The 25570-nt window shown below is 52.3% G+C and carries 19 protein-coding genes and 1 CRISPR repeat array; of the genes, 12 read left to right on the top strand and 7 right to left on the bottom strand.

Annotation, left to right across the window (positions count from 1 at the left end; all coding sequences use genetic code 11):
• Positions 1-33: 33 nt before the first annotated feature.
• Both HPY90_RS01330 and HPY90_RS01325 read right to left on the bottom strand, forming a co-directional pair.
• Positions 34-1224 (bottom strand): ribonuclease H-like domain-containing protein, encoded by a 1191-nt coding sequence (locus HPY90_RS01330; RefSeq protein WP_287190228.1) that lies wholly within the window; start codon positions 1222-1224, stop codon positions 34-36.
• The gene (locus tag HPY90_RS01325; protein ID WP_287190226.1) at positions 1221-3479 is read right to left on the bottom strand and encodes a DEAD/DEAH box helicase; all 2259 of its coding nucleotides are present in this window, start codon (positions 3477-3479) and stop codon (positions 1221-1223) included. The genes HPY90_RS01330 and HPY90_RS01325 overlap by 4 nt, the downstream gene beginning before the upstream one ends.
• A gap of 231 nt (positions 3480-3710) precedes the next feature.
• On the opposite strand from HPY90_RS01325, the gene HPY90_RS01320 reads away from it, so the two are divergent.
• The gene (locus HPY90_RS01320; RefSeq protein WP_287190224.1) at positions 3711-3956 is read left to right on the top strand and encodes a hypothetical protein; all 246 of its coding nucleotides are present in this window, start codon (positions 3711-3713) and stop codon (positions 3954-3956) included.
• A gap of 95 nt (positions 3957-4051) precedes the next feature.
• Here HPY90_RS01320 and HPY90_RS01315 read toward each other — a convergent pair whose 3' ends face one another.
• Positions 4052-4321: a hypothetical protein gene (locus tag HPY90_RS01315; protein WP_287190223.1), complete on the bottom strand. Its 270-nt coding sequence runs from the start codon at positions 4319-4321 to the stop codon at positions 4052-4054.
• Positions 4322-4561: 240 nt separating this feature from the next.
• Here HPY90_RS01315 and HPY90_RS01310 point away from each other — a divergent pair, with 240 nt between their 5' ends.
• From HPY90_RS01310 to HPY90_RS01290, 5 genes are all read left to right on the top strand, one after another.
• Positions 4562-5278, top strand: coding sequence for an ABC transporter ATP-binding protein (locus tag HPY90_RS01310; protein WP_273698403.1), 717 nt, complete (start codon positions 4562-4564; stop codon positions 5276-5278).
• Positions 5278-7638, top strand: coding sequence for an ABC transporter permease (locus HPY90_RS01305; RefSeq protein WP_287190219.1), 2361 nt, complete (start codon positions 5278-5280; stop codon positions 7636-7638). Before HPY90_RS01310 ends, HPY90_RS01305 begins: the two co-directional genes overlap by 1 nt.
• Positions 7639-7644: 6 nt before the next feature.
• Positions 7645-8880: an efflux RND transporter periplasmic adaptor subunit gene (locus tag HPY90_RS01300; RefSeq protein ID WP_287190521.1), complete on the top strand. Its 1236-nt coding sequence runs from the start codon at positions 7645-7647 to the stop codon at positions 8878-8880.
• A gap of 224 nt (positions 8881-9104) precedes the next feature.
• Entirely contained in the window at positions 9105-10220 is a 1116-nt protein-coding gene (locus tag HPY90_RS01295; RefSeq protein ID WP_287190216.1) for an AAA family ATPase, read from the top strand.
• Positions 10202-11176: a VWA domain-containing protein gene (locus HPY90_RS01290; protein ID WP_287190214.1), complete on the top strand. Its 975-nt coding sequence runs from the start codon at positions 10202-10204 to the stop codon at positions 11174-11176. The genes HPY90_RS01295 and HPY90_RS01290 overlap by 19 nt, the downstream gene beginning before the upstream one ends.
• Before the next feature lie 139 nt (positions 11177-11315).
• On the opposite strand, the gene HPY90_RS01285 is transcribed toward HPY90_RS01290, so the two are convergent.
• The 4 genes from HPY90_RS01285 to murJ form a co-directional block, all read right to left on the bottom strand.
• The gene (locus HPY90_RS01285) at positions 11316-11972 is read right to left on the bottom strand and encodes a formate dehydrogenase subunit gamma (RefSeq protein WP_287190211.1); all 657 of its coding nucleotides are present in this window, start codon (positions 11970-11972) and stop codon (positions 11316-11318) included.
• A gap of 21 nt (positions 11973-11993) precedes the next feature.
• Positions 11994-12353 carry an iron hydrogenase small subunit gene (locus HPY90_RS16065; protein ID WP_353733629.1) on the bottom strand — a complete coding sequence of 120 codons (360 nt, stop codon included), beginning with the start codon at positions 12351-12353 and terminating at the stop codon, positions 11994-11996.
• A gap of 13 nt (positions 12354-12366) precedes the next feature.
• Positions 12367-13533 (bottom strand): [FeFe] hydrogenase, group A, encoded by a 1167-nt coding sequence (locus HPY90_RS01275; protein WP_287190208.1) that lies wholly within the window; start codon positions 13531-13533, stop codon positions 12367-12369.
• Between the two features lie 472 nt (positions 13534-14005).
• Positions 14006-15577 (bottom strand): murein biosynthesis integral membrane protein MurJ, encoded by a 1572-nt coding sequence (gene murJ, locus HPY90_RS01270; protein ID WP_287190205.1) that lies wholly within the window; start codon positions 15575-15577, stop codon positions 14006-14008.
• A 384-nt stretch (positions 15578-15961) separates the two neighbouring features.
• On the opposite strand from murJ, the gene HPY90_RS01265 reads away from it, so the two are divergent.
• From HPY90_RS01265 to HPY90_RS01240, 6 genes are all read left to right on the top strand, one after another.
• Complete coding sequence (locus tag HPY90_RS01265) at positions 15962-18586, top strand: FAD-dependent oxidoreductase (RefSeq protein ID WP_287190202.1); 2625 nt, start codon at positions 15962-15964, stop codon at positions 18584-18586.
• A gap of 55 nt (positions 18587-18641) precedes the next feature.
• Positions 18642-19031 (top strand): desulfoferrodoxin, encoded by a 390-nt coding sequence (locus HPY90_RS01260; RefSeq protein ID WP_273698396.1) that lies wholly within the window; start codon positions 18642-18644, stop codon positions 19029-19031.
• 42 nt (positions 19032-19073) lie between these two features.
• Positions 19074-19913: an epoxyqueuosine reductase gene (locus HPY90_RS01255; protein WP_273698395.1), complete on the top strand. Its 840-nt coding sequence runs from the start codon at positions 19074-19076 to the stop codon at positions 19911-19913.
• Between the two features lie 29 nt (positions 19914-19942).
• On the top strand, positions 19943-20668 hold the full coding sequence (locus HPY90_RS01250; RefSeq protein ID WP_287190197.1) for a cysteine dioxygenase family protein: 726 nt from the start codon (positions 19943-19945) through the stop codon (positions 20666-20668).
• Between the two features lie 85 nt (positions 20669-20753).
• Positions 20754-20978, top strand: a complete 225-nt coding sequence (locus HPY90_RS01245; protein ID WP_273698393.1) for a type II toxin-antitoxin system HicB family antitoxin — start codon at positions 20754-20756, stop codon at positions 20976-20978.
• Between the two features lie 29 nt (positions 20979-21007).
• Positions 21008-21193 (top strand): type II toxin-antitoxin system HicA family toxin, encoded by a 186-nt coding sequence (locus tag HPY90_RS01240; protein WP_273698461.1) that lies wholly within the window; start codon positions 21008-21010, stop codon positions 21191-21193.
• Positions 21194-21415: 222 nt separating this feature from the next.
• Positions 21416-25570: a CRISPR direct-repeat array (repeat unit 32 nt; unit sequence GTTTCAATCCACGCTCCCGCGCGGGGAGCGAC).

The raw sequence follows: 25570 nt of genomic DNA, 5'->3' as shown, positions 1-25570 counted from the left end.
ACTCCCCAATTCTTCATTCTCAATTCTTAATTCTCAATTCTTAATTCCCTTTTTCCCCAGCTTCGTCTCCAACCGCGCCAAACGTTTTGCCAGGTCCGAATGTTCGGTATCTCTCCCGGTCAACCGGGCCAACTGTCTCTCTATCTCCATAGCCCTCAGGGCACACTGGCGGGCAGACGGATAATCTCTTCGCCGGTGCTCATAGTACTTTGCCAGTTCGATCCAGGGTTCGGAATTGAGACCGGCAGTCGCCGCTGTTTTTTCCCAGAGCTCAACTGCTCGCTCATAGTCCCCTTGACGCTTGTGTAACCGGGCTAAAAAACAAAGTTCAGATGCTGGAAGATCTCCTCCTCGGTCCAGGTAATTCTCCAGGTAGTCCGTAGCCCGAACATAGTCCCCCTTATCCGCCCATATCCTGGCGGCATTCACTACTTCTTGCCGGTAACAACATTGATCCGCTCCCAAAAAGACACGGCCTAGCCGTTGCAACAATTCTATCAAGCTGGCAATATCCCGGTAGTTGTGTTCCAGAATCGGAGGGATTTCCCGGGTGGAACCGGTACGGAGAAAATTAGCATAAGCAGCCGGAACCAGGTATCCGGGTAAATCATCTATCCTCTCGAGCCCCAGGATACAGCGTTCCACTTCTCTGAGGCTGAAACTGTTCAGGACGCCCTTCCATATCCTCCTGGCTGCGTGCAAAAGGTCCAGGTGTAGCCCTTCCAGCTCTGGGACACTCATACGGTGAAAAAGAAACCGATCCGATAACAGAGGCCAGTCGAAACACTTGCCATTGTAGCTGACTATACCTTCGAATTGCTCCATAAACTCCCTCAAGTCATGGAGAGCAGCAGGCTCATCCCGGTGATCACGCAAGAAATACTGCCTCACCTTGGCTTTCCCGGAATCTAGATAACCTATACCTATAGTAAAAGCAAAAGCTCCGGCTCCCAGGTTCAAACCTGTCGTCTCCAAGTCAATGAAGCACATCTTCCCCAACTCGGGTTCTCTAGGCGCAGGGTTCTTCCCAATTACGCCCCAAATGTACGCTGGCGCGCCATCCTCGATGCGTATCCGTAAAGCCGGAACCTCTCGGACCAGGAAAGTTCCTGCCCGGTTGTTCGAAAACACGAAGCCTAACTCTTCCCAGAGGCCGGTTTGTAGAGGCGCTCTATCCTGTTTCTTAGGTTTCCAAATAGCGTTCAGCCGCTCGTAAATACTCATTCCAGACATCTTGTCAGAATACTCACCACCACTTCTTTAATACTTCTGGTGGTTGAAACAGGCGGTCCAATACAAGATGGACAACCCCCTTGGCACCCGCAATTTTTGACCATATCCAAAGCCGCCTCCATAACCTCTTCATTTGTCTTGAACAATCCCTCTGCTAAGCCGATGCCGCCCGGATACCGGTCATAAACGTATACCGTAGGCAACCCTGATTCGACGGCTTTGACCTGGGGAGCAACGCCTATGTCTTGACTATCGCACATAAGGAAAATGGGGGTCAAGTTCTTGTAGAGGTTGGCTAGACCTAGCAGGGCCAGTTCTTTTTCTTCGTTAGACATGTTCTGTGTCACCTCAGAACCTATACTCAACCAAAAACCTGAGGTATGCATGTCTTCTTGCGGAAGGTTGATCGGTCCGTAGCCCACGTTTTCGTGAGTACGGTATTTTATCTTTTTGTAAACCGTAGGCATCTGAGTGACCATAACCTCTCCCCACTTTTTCACGGCTGCTCCCGTTTCCTGCTGAGAAAAAACGTTCAGCACCTTTATGTCGACCGCAAGATCGGCATCCGTATAATAGTCCACCCTGACCTTCTTAACATAAGCCCTGCCATTATCGAAATCAAACCTGATAACCTGGTACTGTCCTTCTTGATGCAGGTATATGGCTCCTTCGTACAACATCGTCATGGCACTGCTGCGATCCATTTCTCCGATAACCACAGGGTTCGGGTCCGTAACATCCATAATCACTACGTTGGCAGCACCAACGCTACGCAGGCTCACCTCATGGGCCGGATATGCATCTGCTATCCAGTAATAGCGGTCATCAACAGAGTGAAGAAACCGGTTGTCTACCAGGTATTCGAGTATCTCTAACGCCTCAGGATCATCTTCGACTTCCTCAACAGCCACCGGTAATTCAAAACTAGCACACTTCAGATGCTCAGCCTTTATAATGAAATTTTCGGGATTTATCAGGCCCATCTCCGGAGATTGTTCGAGGAAATAGCGGGGATGGCGAACCAGGTACTGATCAAGCGGTGCACTGGACGCAACCAAAACCGTTACCGATTCCTTGCTTCGCCGCCCAGCCCGTCCGGCCTGCTGCCATGTGCTGGCAATGCTACCAGGATACCCTGCCATAATACTGACATCTAGCTCGCCGATATCAACCCCCAGCTCCATCGCGTTAGTACATACAACACCGTCAATATCCCCTGAACGCAGTCCCTTCTCTATCTCCCGCCGTTCTTTGGGGAGATAACCTCCCCGGTAAGTCTTGACGTTTTTGCCCCTGGCCTTTTTCTTTTCCCTTTCCCGCAGGTACCTACCCAATAGTTCAACCCGCAGCCTGCTTTTGGCAAAAACAATAGTCTTGAAGCCGCGGTCCAAAAAATGTCCTGCCAGTCTTTGGGCTTCATTAAGAGAACTACGCCGGATTCCCAGTTCCTCGTTGACAACTGGTGGGTTATAGAATATAAAATAACGCCCACCTCTCGGTGCCCCGCATTCGGATATCAGGCGAAACCTTTCCCCCGTCAGCCGGCTCGCTAACTCCTCCGGGTTGGCGATGGTAGCAGAGCACATGATGAAAACGGGTTGACTCCCGTAGTACTTGGCTATCCGCTTAAGGCGACGTATAACGTGTGCCATATGGGAACCGAATACTCCCCGGTAGCTGTGCATCTCATCGATAACAATGAACTTCAGGTTCTCAAACAAAGTAATCCATCGAGGGTGATGAGGCAGTATGCCCGTGTGCAGCATGTCGGGGTTGGTTATCACCAGGTTGGCCATCCGTCGGACCGAACGTCTCGCGTCTACCGGCGTATCCCCGTCATAAGTAAACACCTTGATGCCGGATCCCACAAGCGAACACAGCTCTTCGAGTTCGTTCAGCTGATCCTGGGCCAAAGCCTTGGTAGGAAAGATATACAAAGCCCGGGTTTCCGGTTCTTTTATGATAGTATCAATCACTGGCAGGTTGTAGCACATGGTCTTCCCCGAAGCAGTAGGGGTTACGATTACTACATCGTTTCCCTCAACTACCGCCGTGTAAGCCTCGGCCTGATGCGAGTAAAGCTTGTCGATACCTCGTTTCTTATATACGGTGACCAGTTGCTTGGAACAAGCTTCAGGGAATTCTTGGTACTTGCCCTCAGAGGGAGATAAGTAGTGCCTGAAAACTATCCCGGAAGCAAAGTACCTGTCTCGGCACAAAAAATCTACTGCTTCTCTTATCGTCAACTGAGACGCCCCCTGTTCTTTTGGTTCACCACACCTGCGAGCATACGTTCGCGTTGTTTTTATAGATTTCCATAAACAAGCCAAAACTCCTCTTCATTAAAGCCGGTTTTCACGTTACCTGTATAGGTCGGTGATTATCTATTTATCTGTGGTTCCCTCTCGAGAACTGGAGTATAATTAACGCAAAGGGCCGAATTACAGGCTGTCTAGGGCCCGGAAGGAGGGAACGGAGTGCCGGATATCGACATTAATGATGTCAATGATAGGGCTTTTTACGACACACTCCAAGAGCTGATCGACGGGTATATGAAAGGTTTTCGGGTTACTGATCTTTTAGATACCTCTGCCATAAGGTACGTGTGCAAAAAGAGGATCGTGGAGTTAGAGAGGCTTAAAGGTCGCCAGCGTGATATTGAATTGTGCAAACGTTTCTTGGAAATCCTGGAAAAGGAAGACGCAGACAAGAAGAAGAAATAGAAAAGCTAGCCTGAAAGGCGATGATAACACAAGGAAAACCGTGCCTCAGCACGGCTTAGGGAATTACACGCGGTGCCATCAACGTGCAAAAAGAATTAGATTACTCTGGTTACTAAGGTAATCTTGTTGACAGGGATGTAGGTAACAGGGGTATTTCCGCCGGCAACAGTGACGTAATGCGGGGTAATGCCGACCAAGAGACCGACTGTGGGGGCCACATCGCCTTCGGTCAGTATGGAAACGTTAAAATTGAGCAAGCTGTGCAACAAGGACAAGAACGAGGTCCCCACTCCTGGCCCCGTTAAGCCGGGAAACCCGTATCCACCGTAACCGTTGAACATCCTGAGACGGCTGTTTATGCCCACCGGTATGCCTCCTTTCGTTTGGTATGGAATGGGGTTTTATCCTTTTACATACTATTCTACCTGCTTTCGGTTGGTTCGCATTTTACAGGCTTAAACTCTTTCTGTAAATCGGCGTGCCAGTACCGTTTTAGGACTTACTGGGCGCACTCCATACAACTCAGCAGGTGGCTTAACGTTCAGAGGTAATTGCAACTGATAACAGCGTCTTGAGAAAATCCATAGAAACGAAGGTGGCGGAAGTTGATCGACACCAACACCAGGGTCTATCACCTGGAAAATGTCTCCCGGCTTTACGAGATGGGCGAGGTTGAAGTCCGGGCCCTCGATCGAGTAGATCTAGACGTTTTTAAAGGGGAGTTCACAGTTGTCCTTGGCCCTAGCGGCTCAGGTAAAAGCACGTTGTTAAATCTGCTGGGCGGGCTCGACCGCCCTACCCACGGACGTGTCCTTTTTTACGACCAAGACTTAAACGAGCTGTCAGACAACGAACTGGCTAAGTTTCGGCGTGATAAAGTCGGTTTCGTGTTCCAGTTTTTTAACCTGGTTCCTACTCTGACCGCGCTTGAAAACGTAGAATTGGCAGCAGCCATTGCGGGACTAAAAGGAGACGCCAAAAAATACCTGGACCTGGTCGGGTTGGGACCCCGGGCCGATAGCTTTCCCTCTAAACTGTCAGGGGGTGAACAGCAAAGGGTAGCCATAGCCCGGGCTTTAGTTAAGGAGCCGGAGATAATTCTCTGTGATGAACCGACTGGAGCCCTGGATTACGAAACCGGGATCGTCGTGCTCAGAGTGCTGGCTGATATCAACCGCCAAGTCGGGCATAATGTCATGGTGATAACCCACAATGCCGCTATAGCAGCCATGGCCGACAGGGTTGTTTTCCTCCGCAGCGGGAGAATCGACCGGGTTGAGGTCAACTCTTCCCCAGTCGAGCCGGAAGAGGTGAAATGGTAATGCGGGCTTTAGCCCGGGTTTTTATGCGCGATCTGGTAGCCTACCGCGCGCAGTTTGCTGCTGTAACCCTGCTGGTTGTCTTGGGTATATCCCTCTTCGCCGCAGTCTACACCTCGTTTCAAAACCTCAAGTCATCGGCCGATTACTCCTATGACCGTTTGTTGTTCGGCGATGCCTGGTTCTCCGTGTATCACGCCCCGGACACTGTAGTCCCTGTTATAAAGGGTCTGGAAGGTGTGGCCGCGGTTGAAGGCAGAGTTGTTCAAGATGTCTCTCTCAAACTCCCTTTTAAAGTGAAAGACAAAGTTACCTGCCGCATAATCTCGATGCCCTCTCCCAATCCCCAAGTCAACCGGGTGGTTATCGAAGAAGGATCCTACCCACGTACGCGGTACAGTGGGCTCATCCACGAAGACTTCTTTTTTTATTATGGTTTGAAAATAGGAGACAAGCTGAGAGTAGAAGTAAACGGTCAAGAGTACGATATATCCATAGCCGGGGTCATCCGCACTCCCGAGTACCTCTATCCCATGAAGGGCCAGCTGGACATAACCCCCAGCACCCGTAATTTTGCCATTCTTTTCATGCCAGAAGATCAGGCCCAGCAGATACTGGGACTTACCCACTCTTTCAACGACATAAGCGTGCGCTTTCTCCCAGGAGCTGATTCGGAAAGAGTTACCAAAAACATAGAAACAATCCTGGAGCCCTACGGATTGTTACGAACCATCCCGCGTCGCTACCAGCCATCAGCCATGACCATCGAAATGGAATTAATGGGCTTGGAACAGATGGCTGTCATGTTCCCTTTTCTCTTCCTTTCCGTTGCCGGCTTCACCATCTATATCCTGCTCTTCCGCCTGGTCAACCAGCAAAAGCAGCAGATAGGGTTGTTCATGGCTCTGGGGGTACTGGCGCGAGGCATCTTCCTCTATTACCTCTCATTTGCCCTGGTCGTGGGCTTGGTCGGAGCTGTGGTCGGGGTCTTGGTAGGAGAGGTTTTTTCTGGCGGTCTGACCGGCCTTTATGCCGATATTTATAACCTGCCTTACGTTGAGCACGTCCATCACGCCTCCGTATTTGCCATCGCCATACTTTTAACCTGGTTTGCCCTTATTGCGGCCACCTACAGTGCGGCGCGAATGGCGAGCAAGCTACCGCCCGCCCAGGCCATGCGAAAGGAGGCACCGGAATCGGCTAGAGTCATGTTTTCTTCTCTCTTCACCCGTCTGACTTCGGGCGCAAGCCTAATTAGCCGGATGGCCCTGCGCAACCTGGCCCGAACCAAAAGGCGTTTTCTTCTAACCGCTCTGGGGGTTTCTTTTGCTGTGCTCCTGCTGGTTGTTTCACTGTCTTTTTGGGACGAAGTCGACTTCCTGATGATACGGTATTTTGACCAGATACAGACCTTCGACCTCCAGGTTTATTTCGACCGGCCATTAGGACTGGATGCGGTAGACGAAATCGCAAGGCTTGACGGCGTAGAACAGGTAGAACCGGTCTTGGAATTTCCGTGTAGGTACTCCCACGAAAACAAGTCGGTCGATTCGCTGGCTGTCGCCTTAGTGCCGCACAGCCGCCTCCACCGGCTACATGATAAAGAGGACCGCCCTATATCGGTGAAAGAAAACGGGATTGTCCTGACCGAGACCTTGCGCAACGCTCTTAGGGTCGAAGCCGGAGACTACATAACAGCTAAGCCCTTGACTGCCAACGCCGAAGCCAGCCTTCTCAAAGTCATCGGGTTTACCGATGAAATGGTCGGGCACGCAGGTTACCTCACCTTTAGCCAGGCTTGGTCTGTCCTGGGCCAAGGCGAAGGTTACACCTCTTGCATGGTGGCGGTCAAACCCGACAAGCGGCTGGCGGTAAAAAACTATCTAGCCGATTCACCACGGGTACTGTATATTCAAGATCAGGTGTTCGCTAAGATCGACTTCAAAACGTATTTGAAGTTTTTCTATACTTTCTTGGCTTTTATGCTGACTTTTGCACTGGGAATGGGAGCCGCAATCGTTTTCAACACAACTACGATTAATCTCTGGGAACGAAAAAAGGAACTGTCGATATTGATGGTGCTGGGGCTCTCAGGCGCGGCGATAAAGCGGTTGGTCCTGTTGGAAAACACGTTCATAGGAGTAGCAGGCACGGTTATTGGGTTCCCGCTGGGTTTCTGGGTATCGTGGCTTTTTGCTAACAGCTATTCGACCGAATTGATGCAGCTGCCTTTTGTGATTTATCCTCGCACCTATGTTCTGACATTGTCCATATTGCTCTTGTTGCTGTGGATATCCCAAACCATAGCCTTGCGTAACCTAAGGCACTGGGACCTAGTAGAACTGATAAAAGAAAGAGAGTGATCTTTGATGCGACCCCGTCACAAATTGCCCAAAATACCGAAGTGGTTGCTGGTGGCGATGGCAGGATTCATTGGACTGGCATCATGGTATAACCTGAGAGCCACCCCGGTAACAGTTGCACATCTTGAAACAAAGACGATTACTAGTGAGGTCAAAGCCTCGGGTGAAATCGAACCTGCCGAAAAGCTGATGTTGACCAGTAAAACTTCAGGCAAAGTAGAAACGGTAGCGGTAGAAGCCGGGAGTATGGTCAAAAAAGGCCAGGTCTTGGCTAGTTTGGACACGACAGAGCTGAAGCTTGAAACGGCAATAGCCGAAGCCCGCTACCAGGCTCTAGTTGCTCAGTTAGCCGGGGTCCAAGCGGTAGAGCCGGCTAAAGCCGAGGCAGCCCTTACCAAGGCCAAGGCAGCCCTTCAATCCGCCGAGCGGCAGTACGAACGGGCTCAGCTGTTGTTCGAAGCAGGTGCCATCTCTAAGTCGGACTTGGAAACATACGAATTGTCTCTGGAAGAAGCTAGAACTGCCGTCACCATAGCTGAACAGGAAGCCAAAAAAGTCCAATCCCCTGGCGGCTATGAAATCAAAACCCTGTCATTTCAAGTAAAAGAAGCGTTGGCCAACCTCGATCTGGCGAGGTCCAGGTTACAGCAGGCGGTGATTACCGCTCCGTTCGACAGCCGCGTTTATTACCGCTACGTTGATCCGGGTTCATACGTAAATCCGGGTACAGCTCTTTTCATGTTAGGGCGGGGACAAGAAATGGTGGTCAAATCTTACATACTGGAAGAAGAGGCTCCCGGGGTAAAACAAGGACAGGAAGCCAGAATGTCCGGTCCTGTCCTCGGTGATTCCGTTCTCTACGGGCATGTGGTTTACGTAGCACCGGCCGCCGAAAAAGTTGTTTCCAGTCTGGGGGTCGAGCAAACCAAAGTAATGGTCAAGATTCTGCCTAATGACAGTTCACGGCTGAAACCCGGGTTTAAACTGGACCTCGCCATAATCACCGCCAAAAAGGAAAATGTCTCTGCTATCCCGGTGTCGGCCGTGTTAGAAGATGGAACCAAGCACCAGGTACTGGTAGTCGATAAAGGAAAGGTCGCGCTTAAGACAGTGGAAACCGGAATAACGGACGGCGAGTACGTAGAAATCGTAAAGGGACTCTCCCCTGCTGATAAGGTGATACTGGAGCCGGATAAGATCAAATCAGGCCAGCGGGTGAAACCGGTTCCAGTCTTAAAATAGGCCACAGATTTGCACAGATGTGGATGGATGAACACAGATTATACCAACTAAAACGCGAATCGTGAAGCTTGTCTTGCATTTATAATGCATCGGGAAGTCTTCTCAGTTTTTGTTTTTAAAAATTTGGTTCCTTTTGTGGTCTTTTTTGGCTATAATCTATTTGGGTAAACACGCGTGGTTTAATCTTTTTAATAACTGTCCTTTTCTGGAGGAATCAAACAAACGTGAACAGATGGATATCTAAGGAAGACGAGCTTTATATGGAGAATCTCAAACGTGAGCTTCACTACGACGTAGCCAGCGGCCTGCTCAAACCTTTAGACGTTTATCCCATTCTGGCGGGCGGCCAAGAGTACCTGCGGTTGCGCAGGCGTGTTTTGGAAACCGTGGCCCGCAGCCGGGACTGGCTGCAAACTGCTTCTCGGCCGGCCCGCCGTTTCCGTTATTACTTGTATAAGTGGAGGGTATCTATGAGAGTAAAGAACCATTTTAGCCCAGAAAAAATAATGAAGGAATTCACTTCTCTCGATTACGTCTGCGATGAGACTATTGCCGAAGCCGTCTACCTGGCCCTGCTGCTTAAGAAGCCGCTCCTGGTAGAAGGAGAGCCCGGAGTGGGCAAAACCGAGATCGCCAAGGTTTTGGCCAAGATGCTCAACACCCAATTGATTCGCCTCCAGTGCTACGAAGGACTTGATGAAAGTAAGGCGTTATACGAGTGGAACTATCAAAAACAGCTTCTGTATATTCAAGGGAAAGACAAGGCGGCAGGAGATGTGTTTACTAACGAATTCTTGATGGTTAGGCCGCTCTTGAAAGCTATTTTGGCTGAAGACCAGGCCCCGGTACTCCTCATCGACGAGATTGACAAAGCTGATGAAGAATTCGAAGCTTTTCTCTTGGAGGTCTTGTCTGATTTTCAGGTTTCAATCCCCGAGTTCGGCACGGTTAAGGCTAAGACAATTCCGTACATCGTTATCACCAACAACGATGCCCGGGAACTGACCAACGCCTTGAAAAGACGGTGCATTTTTCTTTACATCGATTACCCTACCGTAGAAAAAGAGGAAAAAATCCTCCTTCACCGGGTGCCGGGCATCTACAAAGAACTGGCTCACCAGGTAGCTGAATTGATGAACGCCCTACGAAAAAGAACAGACTTGGTCAAAAAGCCGAGCATAGCCGAAGGCATCGATTTTGCCCAGGCCCTGACTATGGAAGGTATTACAACTGTTGACGACAAGGTAGTGGACAGGTTGTTGCCCGCTCTTTTGAAAACCAAGGAAGACATAACCGCCTTCCGCAAGCGAGGAGAAGGGAAATGGATTGGCGGGTTCTAGGATTGTTTTTTCTTTACCGGCTAAAAAAAGCGTGGTTGAGACTCGGGCGCAAAGGCTTACAAGGTGGCCGTTTCCGTCCCCAGCCTCCACCCCCTCGAAGTTCTCCAGAACGATTAGACCAGGGCAGCCAACAAAAACCGAGCAGCAGCAAGGGCCTTACCGGGTCACCTGTAACCTACAGGGACCCTTCCAGGGACGGAGCGATGCAGCCGGGGCTGAGCGGGGGCAAGAAAAGTGATTACCTGCCTTCGTCCATCGATTTTGAACAGACTAGGGAAACGGGGAAACTGGTGAAGAAGCTGGCCACCCCTATATCGCGGCGTCGAAAACGCGGTCACAAGCGCAAGCACCTGGACTTAAAAACCACTATACACCGTAGCACCCTGCAAGGCGGCACCCTGCTCAAGCTGCGCTGGAAGATGAAAAAGCCGGCTAAACCAAGGATAGTCCTCATACTGGATACCTCGTCGTCCATGATGAAAAGCGCTACCATAATGCTCCAGTTCCTCTATGCGCTCAAAAAAGAGTTCCGGCAGCTAGAAGTTTTCATTTTCGGCAACGAGCTCAATTATGTGACTCCTTACCTGCATCTCACTTTCGAAAACCTTATTCTTAACATGAGCCAGTTGCCGCAGTGGGATTTCGGCGGCACCGAGCTCTGGCGCCCTCTAGCCCAGCTAAAAAATAACTTTTCTCACTTACTGAGATCGAAAACCACGGTCATCCTGTTGACCGATTGCCAGTTTTACGAAAGGTTCTTCGCCTTAGCCCCGCTGAACAACCTGAGACGCCGGGTTAAGAATCTCTACCTGTTTAACCCGGATCCCAGAGTTAAAGACTTGACCGATACTCACTACCAGGAGACTATTAAAAACTTTAAAACTGTAGTCGACCGCATGTTTTATACCGAAACCATACGCGACGTGGCCTCCGCCCTCCGCCAGATCCTGGCCTGAGAAGATGGTTGCGGGAAAGAGCAGTTGACTTGAGTATGCCCGGATCTGCTAAAAAGCACAGGGGCAGGCCGCCCCTGTATGACCAACCCGCCCCTCATCGTATCGGCTCTTTATAGGGTTTTAGATGGAGTGCATAGACCTATTCCGTTTTTGATAGTTGGGCAAACCACCTGCCGTTGTGGTGTGAGGTGAACTCGGCATCAACGTATCCGTCCAGCATCATGGAACTGAATTCAACCCTCGACTTCGGATGAATCGCGGCCAGGAAGAAGTGTCCTGCTACCGCCAATATCATGATAATCGCGTCCCAAAAATGAACATTATAACAAAAGTTGAGAAAAGCAGGGGATACATCGTGGCGCCAAAACCACATGGGATACCCGGTTAAGATGAACACCAGGCACCCGAAGATTACCACCCATCCCAACAGCTTCTGCCCGGCGTTGTACTTGTCTTGAGGAGGAACTTCCCCTTTAAGGAACGGCAGGTAGCCGCCCATGGTCTTCAGCCACTTGAAATCGTCCGCCGAAAAGCTCGAAATGGTGTCGATGAACTTGGAAAAACGTTCAAAATTTAATAGAATATACACGGCGGGTCCGGCCGTGAATACAACCGCCGTCCACCTGTGCACGAGTGAGGCGTTGGCTGGCCCGCCGAACAGGTTGTTAATCCAGCTTACGTGCCAGTGAAACCCGATGCCGGTTAACCCCAGGATGATAAAGCATATCAGGTGTACCCAGTGCATGGTTCTGGTTTGCTCTGCGTGTTTCAGAACTTTCCCTTTTACTGTACTCATCTACGGCCCTCCTTCCGTAAACTACGCAGCTTCTTCACGGTGCCCTTTTAACTCTTCGATGAAAGCAGGAATATCCTGCCCGTATCTGGTATGCAGCAGGTGATGGGCTTTTTCGCTCATAGGCTTCACTTCTCCCGGAGACAAAAAATCCTTGTACAGCTGTATTATTTCCGGATTTTCGTGCGACTTCCTTATGGTCATCTTCTCGTCCAAGGTGTACAGCCCTTGCGCCCTTTTGGCGATGTAATCGTCGCCCGCCTTAGTCATATCGATCCCGATTTTAGAAAAAACCCCGGTCAATACTGCGGTAATCGCCAATATCCCGGCTCCCTTAAAAAATTGACGTCGGGTTATTCCGCCCTTTTCCGAAAATACAGTCACCTCTCGTCACCCCCTAATAAGTGTCTCTGCGGATGGGCTGGCCGCCACCGTTGACACAACCGCCCGGGCAGTTCATGACCTCGATGAAGTGATAAGGGCTGCGCCCCTTAAGGACATCTTTTATGACCCCGTCTACATGTTTGGTGCCCGATACAACACATACTTTGACTGGCAGCGTTTTCCCTAGGTCCTTAATCGGGATCTCCACGCTGGCTTCCCTTATCGGTCTGAGCCCTCTGACATTCTTGAAGTCGATTTGCTCAAGAGACTGCCCGCTCAACACTTCATAAGCGGTTCTCAACGCGGCTTCCATAACTCCCCCGGTAGCCCCGAATATGGTCGCTGCTCCGGTGGAAAGCCCTACAAACTTGTCCGCCTTTTCGTCGGGCAAACTGGCAAAATCAATGCCTGCCTCCTTTATCATCTGCGCCAGCTCCCTGGTAGTGATGACAGCATCGACGTCTTTGTGTCCGCTCGCTATCATCTCCGGGCGGTTGCACTCGTATTTCTTGGCAGTGCAGGGCATGACCGAAACCACAAACATACTCGACGGGTCCACGTTCAGTTTCTGGGCGGCGTAGGTCTTGGCTACCGCTCCGAACATCTGCTGCGGCGACTTGGCCGAAGATATGTGCGGCAATACCTCAGGATAGTTGTCCTCGGCGTACTTGACCCAGGCCGGGCAACAGGAGGTAAACTGGGGTAGCGGCCCTACATGTTCGTACCCAGGTATTCCTAGATGTTTGAATATGCGGTGAATAAGCTCTGTCCCTTCTTCCATAATGGTGAGGTCTGCCGCAAATTCCGTGTCGTATACACGATCAAACCCGAGCTTGCGCAAAGCCGCGTACATCTTCCCCTTGACGTTCGTACCCGGAGCCATCCCGAACTCTTCACCCAACGCAACCCTTACCGAAGGCGCTTCTTGGACTACCACAAAGATATCAGGATCAGCCAGAGCTTTCTTGACTTGACTCACCATGCTCGCGTCTTCAATAGCCCCAAAGGGACAGCTGATCAAGCACTGGCCGCAGTTCAAACATTTCCTGGTATCGATGTGGTGCTGTTCCCCGATCCTCCCTTTGATGGCATGGGAAGGACAGACTGACGTACAGTAATCGCAGCCGTGGCAATCAGACGTGACTTTTATGATACCGGTATCCGCTGCGGTTAAGCTCAATGTCTTTACCTCCTCTCGATGCTCACCGTTTTTGGCCATTCGACTGGTTCCTGCCAATCCTGATGTTTATTTCTGCCATTATCACCTCCCTGACACACAATCAACAGGCAACAAAACAAAAAACCATGAAAGACAGCCCTGGCCTCATGCCAGTCGGGTCCTTCATGGCCCTTTAATCCAGCTTTATTAGATGACTTCCCTTTGTTACTGGAGGTAATACCTGTAATAAATAGCAACAACTGAGAGCACTTTCTAGTGCTGCGGTGCATTCTTAACACTAATTGTTCTAAATCTTTCCAAAGGTTCCAACCCTAGGAACGCCGCCACTCCCAGTACTAGCGCTTTGCGTCTGATGTCCAAAGCTTATATATACGACAAAGAAAACGAATCTCCTTCTTTCGAAGGCAAAACTTTTCTCCCAACTTAACCCTGACAATGAAAAAGAGCATATCCCTTGCCGCGAGGAAGATGGTCATTTGCCCAACTGTTTCCAGGCAAACTTCCTTAAGACCAAACCGGTCACCATCCTGGCTTCTTCCATCCTCAGTGCTAAGGTAAGCCCGACATAGACCAACGTGCCTACGACGAGGCCCACACCCACTGCCTCCAGTTGAACAGTCTTTGTAGCCCAGGTAGTACCAACAGTCACAAGTATGGCGCCGCGCACGGCCAGGTACATGAGTACGGCTGCCGCTGATGCCAGAGCTGTACTGGTCACGACCTGGCGTCCGCCCAGAGAACCAAGCCTTTTTCTCAACATCAACATAAGAATAATCATGTTAATATACCCGGCCATGGAGTAAGCAAGGGCCAGCCCCACATGGGCCAAAGGTTTGACCAGCCATATCGATAGAACTATGTTCGCAAAAATAGTCACCACTGCTGCGCTCACCGGCGTAACCGTGTCCTTGATGGCGTAAAAAGCGCGGTTCAAGACTTGAAGAGCTGAATAAGGGACCAGCCCTAGAGAGTAAAAGAAAAGTGCTTGAGCAGTGGCTATGGTGTGTTCAGCCGTAAACCTCCTCCACTCAAACATGAGTTTGATGGCCGGCTCTCCTATCGCCATCAACCCCAAGGCCGAAGGTATAGTTATGAAAAACACTTGACGCAGGCCCAGGTTGAGCGTGCGTTTGAAGTCATCAGTCTCACCGCGAGCTGCCTGTGAGGTCAAGGTAGGAAAAACCGCAATGGCGATGGAGATGGCAAATATACCTATCGGAAGCTGCATTATGCGTTGGGCGATTCTCAGAGCGGTAATCGTGCCTTCGGCCAACCCAGAAGCCAAGTTTTGACTAACGAAGAGGTTGAATTGGGTAACCGCAAGCCCCATTGCCACTGGGAGCATCAATACCAGAATCTGTCGAAACCCCTCGTTTCTCCAGTCAAGCGAAGGGTACAGTTTCAACCCTGTACTTTTTAGAGCCGGTATTTGTATAACGAAATTGCAGAAGGCACCTACTACCACCCCCCAGGAAAACGCGGCTATGCCTAATTTACTTACCAAGGCCGCGCCAACCGTAATTATCCCCAGGTTGTAGAGAATGCCGCCCCAAGCTGGAGTCGTAAAATGGTGGTGCGAATTGAGTATCCCCATGGCAATACCGTTTAAGGCCATAAAAAACATCTGGATAAACATGATCCGGGTAAGATGAGCAGCCAGTTTCAGAAAAGGCGCCGGTAGTTTGGGGGCCAAAAGGTGGACCAAAGGCTCGGTAAATATGAAAGCTATACTGATGAGAACCGCCATAGCTACAAGCATGTACGACACTACTACCCCGGCCGTTCGGTAGGCTTCTTCCCGCCTCTCAGTAGCGATCATCGATGAAAAGACGGGAATGAAAGCCGAGCTCAAGGCCCCGCCAACCAATAGCATATATATGAAGTCAGGAATGGAAAAAGCGGCATTGAAGGCGTCAGTAGCATAGGTTTCACCAAAATGAGTGTATATGAACCAGTCCCGAACATACCCGAGCAGCCGTGATAAAAAAGCAGTAACCATCATGAGTCCTGCCGCTTTTGCCACTCGTCTTCCCTGAGCGTTCACCTGGACACCCCCGCGTTCACAATTTTATAATTTCAAAATGTCACAACCTTACACGTCCTCGCAACGCCTGTTACACGTCGCTCGGCATTACCTACCTGGAAGAAAGAACCTAGCCCTCTCCGGGTCTTGAAAAGGCCGGTTTTCCATCCGGGTTCGTTCGCACCTGACCCCGATTTTATACCTGCGCTTGCCTGGAGTCAATCCGGCTAGACGAAACAAGAACAGCGATTACGTATTGCCTGATCTAAGGCTACGGTTTCTGTTGCAGGTACTTGGCTGTTACTGCTCTTCCTGAGCGATTATGAATGCCAAGACTTGCCAACTAGGGTATAATTAAAAAGCAAGCTAATAATGCTTGAATCAATCGAGAAGGAGGTGGAAGACTTGAAAAGTGTCGAAATCGCTTCTGGGGTTCACTGGGTAGGGGTTCTTGACCCGTCTCTTCGGGTATTCGACGTAGTAATGGAAGCCCCTCACGGCACTACCTACAACGCTTACCTGATCCAAGGTAAGGACAAGGTCGCTCTCATCGAAACGGTAAAAGAGAAGTTCTTTGACGAATACCTAGAAAAACTTCGAGAATTGACCGACCTGTCGAAGATTGCGTACCTCGTATTGAATCACACCGAACCCGATCATTCCGGAAGTGTGGCCAAACTGGTCGAACTCATCCCCGGGCTCGAGATCGTGGGATCACCTACCGCCTTAAAATTCTTGCAGGGTATAGCGAACCGGCCCCTCAACGCCCGCGAGGTCGGCGACGGCGACCTTCTCGATATCGGAGGTGTTAGCCTCAAATTCATTTCAGCCCCGTTTTTGCACTGGCCCGACTCCATGTTCACCTATCTCCCCGAAAAGCAGTTCCTGTTCACCTGTGATGCTTTCGGTGCCCATTATTCCGACGAGCGGTTGTTTGTCGACCTGATAGAAGAAGATTACTTGCCGGAGTACAAGTATTACTTCGACGTTCTTATGAAACCCTTCAAGTCTTACGTGCTCGAGGCTTTGGCTAAAATCGAGTTTCTGCCTATATCCTGCATATGCCCGGGGCACGGTATGATACTGAGACAAGACTGGCAGCATTATGTAAACTTGTACCGCGAGTGGGCTAGCGAAGAACCGTTAGGTGACAGGCAGCGCAGGGTCGCCGTGCTCTACGTTTCAGCCTACGGTTACACCCGAGAAATAGCCTCTTATATCGTCGAAGGCCTGCAAACCGCCGGAGAATTCGAAGTAGAGACCCTCGACCTCGAAACGACTGACATCGACACCGCGGTCAAAGCGGTTAGAAGCTCCGGCGCGCTTTTACTCGGTTCTCCCACCATTATGGGCGATGCTCTCCCACCAGTGTGGAAACTGCTAACACGGCTCAGCCCCATCATAGACGCAGGGAAGATGGCCGCTGCTTTCGGCTCGTACGGCTGGAGCGGAGAAGCTGTTCCCAACATCGAAAACCGCCTGCGCTCTTTGCGCATGAAGGTCTTGCCCGGACTGAAAATCAATTTCAAACCCTCGCCTCCCGACCTGGATAAAGCTTTCATGTTCGGTTACCAGTTCGGCCAGCAACTCTTGGAAGCGGCAAAATCGGAGGAGGAGCGCAAATGGCGCTGCACCGTGTGCGGACAGGTTTTCACCGGGGCGGAACCGCCTGCCGTCTGCCCCGCCTGCGGGGCTTCTCAAGAAAACTTCGTCCGGGTGAAAGACGAAGAGATAGAATTTACCTCTGATGCTGCGCTTTCGATAATTATTGTCGGGAGCGGAGCCGCAGCCGTCGCAGCCGCTGAAGCCATCAGGAAGCGCAATCAGGTATGCGGGGTCAAGATGGTTTCAAAAGACGGGCACCTCCCCTACTACCGGCCCGCTCTGTCGGACCTGCTGAGCGAAGACCTGGCCGATGAAGAGCTGTATATCCATGACGAGAGCTGGTACAAAGCCCAGAACATCGAACTGGTGCTGGGAACCGAGGTGACGGAATTCGATATTTCTCGCCAGGTTGTAACCCTCGAAGACGGTACCAAGCTCCGCTACGACAGGCTAATAATCGCCACCGGCAGCCGCAGCAACACCTTAAACATCCTCCCTGGATTCGATAAGCAAGGTGTGTTTACCCTGCGAACCCTTGATGACTGCCTGCGGATTAAAGACAAAGCCAAAGATGCTAAGGCTGCGGTAGTAGTAGGAGGCGGCGTCCTGGGGTTAGAAGCGGCTTGGGCCCTCCGGCAACTGGGCCTGGAGGTGACCGTCATCGAAAACGCTCCCCGTCTCCTCCCCCGGCAACTTGACCCGAGCGGGTCGCAGATCCTGGAAGAAGCAGTTGCCGAATCAGGCATAAAGATAGTACGGGGAGCTACCCTGGCGGAAATATCAGGGGATGAGCAGGTAATCGGAGTGAGTATGTCCGACGGCCAGAGCTTGCCCGCGGATCTCGTCCTGTTTTCAATCGGGGTGACTCCCAATGTCGAGCTGGCTAAAGCGGCAGGCATAAACGTCAACCGCGGCATCGTAGTAAATAGAAACATGGCAACCAGCGCTCCGAACGTCTTTGCCGCCGGGGACGTCGCGGAACTGGATGGTGCGGTAGGCGGCCTGTGGTCTCAAGCATTGGAACAGGGAAGAATAGCTGGCGCCTGCGCGGTTGGAGACTGGCAAGAGTACAAATCCGGCATCATCGCTACGTACTTAGACGCTTTCAATATCACAGTAGTAGCTGCCGGGGATGCAGGCAATAACCCGGATGCCGTTTACAAAACAGTCGAAGTAAGGGATCCTGCTCAAAAAACTTACAAGAAATATTATTTTATCGACGGAGTGTTAAAAGGAGCAGTAGTTATAGGGCCAAAAGCCTCCGCCACTGGTATTCTAGCTGCCTTGGAAGCCAGTCAGGTCAAAAAGCGGCGGGGCCAGCGCTGGCAGTGCCTGCGCTGCGGTTACATCCATGAAGGTCCGGAACCTCCTGACATCTGTCCGGTATGCGGCGCTCCCAAGAACATGTTTATACCGATAGACTAACTATCGGCGTTTCATCTGCTAACGTAATTTTTATGAAATTGAGGAGGGATTGGCCATGACCGAACTCAAACAGATTTACAGGTGCAATGTGTGTGGGAACATGGTGGAAATGGTTCGAGCAGGCAAAGGTGAGTTGGTCTGCTGCGGGCAGCCTATGCAGCTCATGCAGCCCCAGTCTACCGAAATGGCTTATGAAAAACATCTGCCGGTAGTAATTGAACGGCAGGGCAGCAAGGTAATAGTCCGGGTGGGAGCAACCCCCCATCCCATGATGCCTGAACATTACATCGAGTGGATAGAACTGATAGCCGAAGACCGGGTGCTTCGCCAACACCTGAAGCCGGGGGGAGAACCCGTGGCCGAGTTCTTATTTGAAGGGGATACCTTCCGACTGAGGGAGTTCTGCAATCTGCACGGATTATGGGAAGCTAAAATCGGATCCTAGCCCAGCAACCAACAAAAACCCGGAAAGCGGTGCATACCTGACATGAACAAACTGAGCACTGAACCTTCTGACCTAAAATTGGCCGTTGTCTCCTTTTGTCGTGAACAGGGAGCCGACGTGGTAGGGTTTGCCTCTGTAGAACGCTGGAACGAACAAAATGAAGTGCCGGGGGATCACCGCCCCCAGACCCTCTTTCCCCCTGCCAAGACGGTCATAGTCATCGGGTTATCCATGCCTTTGCCTGTTGTAGAAACTACACCATCGATACTTCACAAAGAGGCCTATGACACGACCAACCGGCAGTTGGACAGCTTGGCCCTGGCTCTGGTTCGCTATTTGAACGCCCGGGGCCACGCTTCTCATTTTTTCAGCCGCGACGGGTTCGGCAGCCTTGGAGCCATAAAAGAAAAGCCGGGCATAGCCTTCAACCACATACCGGCTGCCCGTTACGCTGGACTGGGAACAGTGGGGCTTAGCAACTTGATCTTGACCCCGGAATTCGGCTCTAGGGTCCGCTTCGTATCGGTGTTCACAGCAGCACCCATCCCCGGCGATCCCATGATAGAAAAGGACCTGTGTATCCAGTGCGGGGCGTGTGCTCGCTTGTGTCCGGTTAACGCCATTATTCCGGTTGAAGGAAGCGTGGTGGGGAATTTCGACCGTGAAGCGTGTTTGGAACGGCACATAGAGCTTACCAGAAAGAAGCGGTACCCGTGCGGCATCTGCACTAAAGTGTGCCCGGTCGGAAAAGACCGGCTGCTTTACCGGCAAAAAGGCATAATCAAAAAGTACGAAAATGAAGAAGAGACGCTTAAGAATAATCCAGATCATCCCGACTACAAGTCGTGGACGGTTGTACGCAGGTTCGGAACCCGAGACTGATCTTAAACTGAAGGGAGGATGAATATTTAATGGACCTTAATCAGTTTGTCGAAAAGTTCGAAATTTTCTTAAAAGGGAACCCGCCGCTGGAAGAGATATTCTCCGCCGGGCGCAGCATGGTAGGCGAGCTTGTTTCCAGCCCGGGGTGCCTGAACGAAACTCTTACCCGCCTGGTTTTGGACGACGATTTCCTCAACTCGCAGTGGCACGCCATCGACCCTAACGACATTGTCCTGTACCGCCATCCCGAGAAGCTCTTCACTGTAAGGGCTTTCATCTGGGAGCCCGGTGCGTTTTACCCGGTGCACGATCACGGTTCCTGGGGGCTGGTAGGAGCATACATCAACCGCATCCGCGAGCGCAAATACATAAGAACTGATGATGGGAGCAATGAAAAATATGCAGATATCGAGATTACCGCAGATGCGGTGCTTGATCCCGGACAGACAACTTATGTAGAGTTTCTGGGCCTGCACCAGATGGAAGCCGCCGAGGACAAGGTAACAGTCACCATTCACGTATACGGCAAACCCATGCGTAAAGGCTACATCCAGCTCTTCAACCTGCACAACAAGCGCATACACAGAGTATATGCACCTTCGCTCTTTCCCAGGGTTTTAGCCATAAGGACCCTGGGTTCCATCTCTGAAGACTGGGCCAAAGAAATGCTCCGAAAGTCCTTATCTAAAGGACAGGCGGACTACCTCCAGAAGGAATGCCTATTGGCCTTACACGATGCTTCTGGTGGAGTTTGATTAGGTTTGATTGCACCCTTGAAAAGAATTAGAATGTAGGAAGCAGGGTCGGCATTTGTTTTGGTTAGTAGAGGAGGACCGGATAATGCGCTTCAAGGTATTGCTTGAGTGGGATAGTGAAACCGGCGTTTATGTGGCTACTGTTCCGGACTTACCCGGTTGCGCTACCCAGGGGAAAACTAAAGAACAAGCATTGGAACGCGCTAAAGAGGCTATAGCCGTGACTGTGGCAGGACTCAAGGCTGCGGGCCAGCCCGTTCCCACGACCGATGTCGATATTTCAGTAGCAGAAGTGGTGATACCTGCTTGAGCAAGCTCCCCCGGGTAACTGGCAAAGAGATGTTACAGGCGTTACAGCGAAGCGGGTTCGTAATTACACGCGTTCAAAGCAGTCGTCATTTTCTTTGCCACCCAAAGGACCGAACCCGCTGGGCCACAGTGCCTGTACATGGCAAAGAGACGCTATCGCCTAAAGTTATTAAGTCTATTTATGAAGAGTGCCCGTTTATCACCAGAAGAACTTGAGAAGCTGCTATCAGTGATACCTATAAATGGGAAAACAAGCAAAAAGTTCTGCAAAGAGCTTAATGTCTAGCCCGACTTTTTCAATTTCCTCTGCGCACAAATTTTCTTCATAAACTTGTATTCACAAGGACATTTCTTGTGCTTTTTTGGGCACATTCCAGGAAAAGTAAAACCCCGCTAACCTAGGCGGGGCCTTTGTTTTCTGGTGCCGGGGACCCGAGCGTTTCAATCCACGCTCCCGCGCGGGGAGCGACTACATATATGCCTGCAGTCTTACAAGTTAAGCGTGTTTCAATCCACGCTCCCGCGCGGGGAGCGACGCTGCCTTACTGACGGCGGCGGGGATTACTTTGTTTCAATCCACGCTCCCGCGCGGGGAGCGACTCTGCGCCGTATAGAACAGGTCTAACCCGTCTTTCCGTTTCAATCCACGCTCCCGCGCGGGGAGCGACGGTTACAGAAACGCTTACGGGTTTATGGGAATAAAGTTTCAATCCACGCTCCCGCGCGGGGAGCGACTCGCTTTGAGAGGGCTACGACGGTGTAGCCCGGCTGGTTTCAATCCACGCTCCCGCGCGGGGAGCGACCAAAATCAGGACGGCTACGGTGCATGAGTATTTGTTTCAATCCACGCTCCCGCGCGGGGAGCGACTTAACTCCCTTCTTCACAACAAACCCCCACCTTCTCGTTTCAATCCACGCTCCCGCGCGGGGAGCGACGGATTGGTTAGATGAGTATAATCGGGGTGTGTAAGGTTTCAATCCACGCTCCCGCGCGGGGAGCGACCACCTCACTACCGTAACCTACCCCGGCCCCCTGTCGTTTCAATCCACGCTCCCGCGCGGGGAGCGACCTGTGCGTAGTAGGGAGATCAGGGTTAAGGTTACAGTTTCAATCCACGCTCCCGCGCGGGGAGCGACGCCATCACCATCAAACATTCCCCTAATGTAATGCGTTTCAATCCACGCTCCCGCGCGGGGAGCGACCTTATCGCAAAATCCGATACCGCATGTTCTTATGGTTTCAATCCACGCTCCCGCGCGGGGAGCGACGGCGCCGATGCCGTAGCCAACCGCAACTACTTCGAGTTTCAATCCACGCTCCCGCGCGGGGAGCGACGGAACTGGCTCGTCTGTCTGGCATAAGCAACACCGTTTCAATCCACGCTCCCGCGCGGGGAGCGACCAATGTAAGATAGACGTGTTGTTTATTGATTTGGTTTCAATCCACGCTCCCGCGCGGGGAGCGACCTCGATGCGGCCAATGGTGGTTTGCCCCGTGAGGGTGTTTCAATCCACGCTCCCGCGCGGGGAGCGACAGTCTCATCTCCGGTTCTATCCCCTGCCTGTAACGTTTCAATCCACGCTCCCGCGCGGGGAGCGACAAGAACCCATATTAGGCAGTTGGCCTGCCGATCCGGTTTCAATCCACGCTCCCGCGCGGGGAGCGACAGTATATCTGGGCGCCCGGTTCGTCGTCGGCCACGTTTCAATCCACGCTCCCGCGCGGGGAGCGACATCATGCCATCACCCCTTTAGCTTGCGGCCATCACGTTTCAATCCACGCTCCCGCGCGGGGAGCGACGATGGCAAACACATCGTTGAGCCAGATGACATATTTGTTTCAATCCACGCTCCCGCGCGGGGAGCGACTTCGTACCATTCTCGCTGCTCCCTCGTCATAAAGTTTCAATCCACGCTCCCGCGCGGGGAGCGACAGGGGCTGCCAATTGTAGTCGCGCCCCCTGAAATGTTTCAATCCACGCTCCCGCGCGGGGAGCGACTCAACCATCATAGCCATTTCTTCCAACATCGACTGTTTCAATCCACGCTCCCGCGCGGGGAGCGACTCTCGTTAAAAATAATCCTAAAGAGCCGCCGCTTAGTTTCAATCCACGCTCCCGCGCGGGGAGCGACTGCCCGGCTGATATCCAGACGGCCACGGTAGTGCAAGTTTCAATCCACGCTCCCGCGCGGGGAGCGACTATAGTTGCCTCCCTTTTAACCCAGCTTGTTTCAGTTTCAATCCACGCTCCCGCGCGGGGAGCGACAAGCTAGGCAGACGGGAGCCTTTGGTCTTGATGAAGTTTCAATCCACGCTCCCGCGCGGGGAGCGACGGAATAGCATTGACGACCTGGATTCGGAGACCGTGTTTCAATCCACGCTCCCGCGCGGGGAGCGACATCCATTGTGTTTTGGGCGGATGCACTTTGACCGGTTTCAATCCACGCTCCCGCGCGGGGAGCGACGATGGCAAACACATCGTTGAGCCAGATGACATATTTGTTTCAATCCACGCTCCCGCGCGGGGAGCGACTTCGTACCATTCTCGCTGCTCCCTCGTCATAAAGTTTCAATCCACGCTCCCGCGCGGGGAGCGACAGGGGCTGCCAATTGTAGTCGCGCCCCCTGAAATGTTTCAATCCACGCTCCCGCGCGGGGAGCGACTCAACCATCATAGCCATTTCTTCCAACATCGACTGTTTCAATCCACGCTCCCGCGCGGGGAGCGACTCTCGTTAAAAATAATCCTAAAGAGCCGCCGCTTAGTTTCAATCCACGCTCCCGCGCGGGGAGCGACTGCCCGGCTGATATCCAGACGGCCACGGTAGTGCAAGTTTCAATCCACGCTCCCGCGCGGGGAGCGACTATAGTTGCCTCCCTTTTAACCCAGCTTGTTTCAGTTTCAATCCACGCTCCCGCGCGGGGAGCGACAAGCTAGGCAGACGGGAGCCTTTGGTCTTGATGAAGTTTCAATCCACGCTCCCGCGCGGGGAGCGACGGAATAGCATTGACGACCTGGATTCGGAGACCGTGTTTCAATCCACGCTCCCGCGCGGGGAGCGACATCCATTGTGTTTTGGGCGGATGCACTTTGACCGGTTTCAATCCACGCTCCCGCGCGGGGAGCGACCTCTGATAAGAACCTGTCCAAGCTTCCCGAGATTTTGTTTCAATCCACGCTCCCGCGCGGGGAGCGACGAGATAATCGAGTGGCTGCGGCGCAACGGCTGTGTTTCAATCCACGCTCCCGCGCGGGGAGCGACAACCGGAGTTCCAGCATATCCGGTAGGCTTAACCTGTTTCAATCCACGCTCCCGCGCGGGGAGCGACAAACACGGGCAGCAAGTATCATCGTGATGGTTGCAGTTTCAATCCACGCTCCCGCGCGGGGAGCGACTGCCCGGCTGATATCCAGACGGCCACGGTAGTGCAAGTTTCAATCCACGCTCCCGCGCGGGGAGCGACGTCGCAGAGATACAAAGTACGATGCAGCTGTCGCAGTTTCAATCCACGCTCCCGCGCGGGGAGCGACCCTAACCTCAACATAGGTCTTTCCATCTACGATGTTTCAATCCACGCTCCCGCGCGGGGAGCGACGGAAGCGCGGCATATTCAAGGGCGGTTGGTAACCTGTTTCAATCCACGCTCCCGCGCGGGGAGCGACATCCCATTTCGCATCCTTCTTCCTGCGCATTCTGTTTCAATCCACGCTCCCGCGCGGGGAGCGACCTTGGTTGGCCGCGGCTATCCAATGTTTTGATCGCGTTTCAATCCACGCTCCCGCGCGGGGAGCGACCCATAGTTAGTAGCACTACTCCCTGCCGTACCCGATGTTTCAATCCACGCTCCCGCGCGGGGAGCGACGACATCTTCTGGCGCGTCCAGATATTAAGCGCCAAGTTTCAATCCACGCTCCCGCGCGGGGAGCGACTCTCGAGTAGGATGCGCCGGCGCTCCTGCCAGTGTTTCAATCCACGCTCCCGCGCGGGGAGCGACCGCCAGTATGGCCTCGATAACATGAGCAGGCTAGTTTCAATCCACGCTCCCGCGCGGGGAGCGACTAATATTTGCCAACTATCCCGGTAACAGGCTCATGTTTCAATCCACGCTCCCGCGCGGGGAGCGACCCAAAATTGCCGTCATAATTTTGCTGTTTCGTAGTTTCAATCCACGCTCCCGCGCGGGGAGCGACGTACTGCCGACCGTAACAACACCGGCAGTCCCTGTTTCAATCCACGCTCCCGCGCGGGGAGCGACAGGAATGGCAGCCGGTGAACGGCCTTATAACCCTGTTTCAATCCACGCTCCCGCGCGGGGAGCGACGCTCGGCTATCTCACGGCTTCCGGTTACGGCCAGGAGTTTCAATCCACGCTCCCGCGCGGGGAGCGACCTTGGATTTTCTTTCCATGGTGGTAGGGCGTATGGTGTTTCAATCCACGCTCCCGCGCGGGGAGCGACCAACAAAGGGCTTGCGAATCCCGCGGCCATAATGTTTCAATCCACGCTCCCGCGCGGGGAGCGACCGTTGCTGGCGGGTTTTTTAGCTGAGCTTCTTCGCAGTTTCAATCCACGCTCCCGCGCGGGGAGCGAC

The organism is Syntrophothermus sp., from assembly GCF_013314835.1.
GTDB lineage: Bacteria > Bacillota > Syntrophomonadia > Syntrophomonadales > Syntrophothermaceae > Syntrophothermus > Syntrophothermus lipocalidus.
The sequence above is the reverse complement of the archived record's forward strand: the minus strand, read 5'-3'. Positions and strand labels throughout refer to the sequence as shown.

Coding starts and splice junctions, on each gene's coding strand:
- HPY90_RS01260 (WP_273698396.1), top strand. CDS start 18,642: ATGACCGAACTCAAACAGATTTACAGGTGCAATGTGTGTGGGAACATG.
- HPY90_RS01330 (WP_287190228.1), bottom strand. CDS start 1,224: ATGAGTATTTACGAGCGGCTGAACGCTATTTGGAAACCTAAGAAACAG.
- HPY90_RS01285 (WP_287190211.1), bottom strand. CDS start 11,972: ATGAGTACAGTAAAAGGGAAAGTTCTGAAACACGCAGAGCAAACCAGA.
- HPY90_RS01300 (WP_287190521.1), top strand. CDS start 7,645: ATGCGACCCCGTCACAAATTGCCCAAAATACCGAAGTGGTTGCTGGTG.
- HPY90_RS01305 (WP_287190219.1), top strand. CDS start 5,278: ATGCGGGCTTTAGCCCGGGTTTTTATGCGCGATCTGGTAGCCTACCGC.
- HPY90_RS01250 (WP_287190197.1), top strand. CDS start 19,943: ATGGACCTTAATCAGTTTGTCGAAAAGTTCGAAATTTTCTTAAAAGGG.
- HPY90_RS01245 (WP_273698393.1), top strand. CDS start 20,754: ATGCGCTTCAAGGTATTGCTTGAGTGGGATAGTGAAACCGGCGTTTAT.
- HPY90_RS01255 (WP_273698395.1), top strand. CDS start 19,074: ATGAACAAACTGAGCACTGAACCTTCTGACCTAAAATTGGCCGTTGTC.
- HPY90_RS01290 (WP_287190214.1), top strand. CDS start 10,202: ATGGATTGGCGGGTTCTAGGATTGTTTTTTCTTTACCGGCTAAAAAAA.
- HPY90_RS01240 (WP_273698461.1), top strand. CDS start 21,008: ATGTTACAGGCGTTACAGCGAAGCGGGTTCGTAATTACACGCGTTCAA.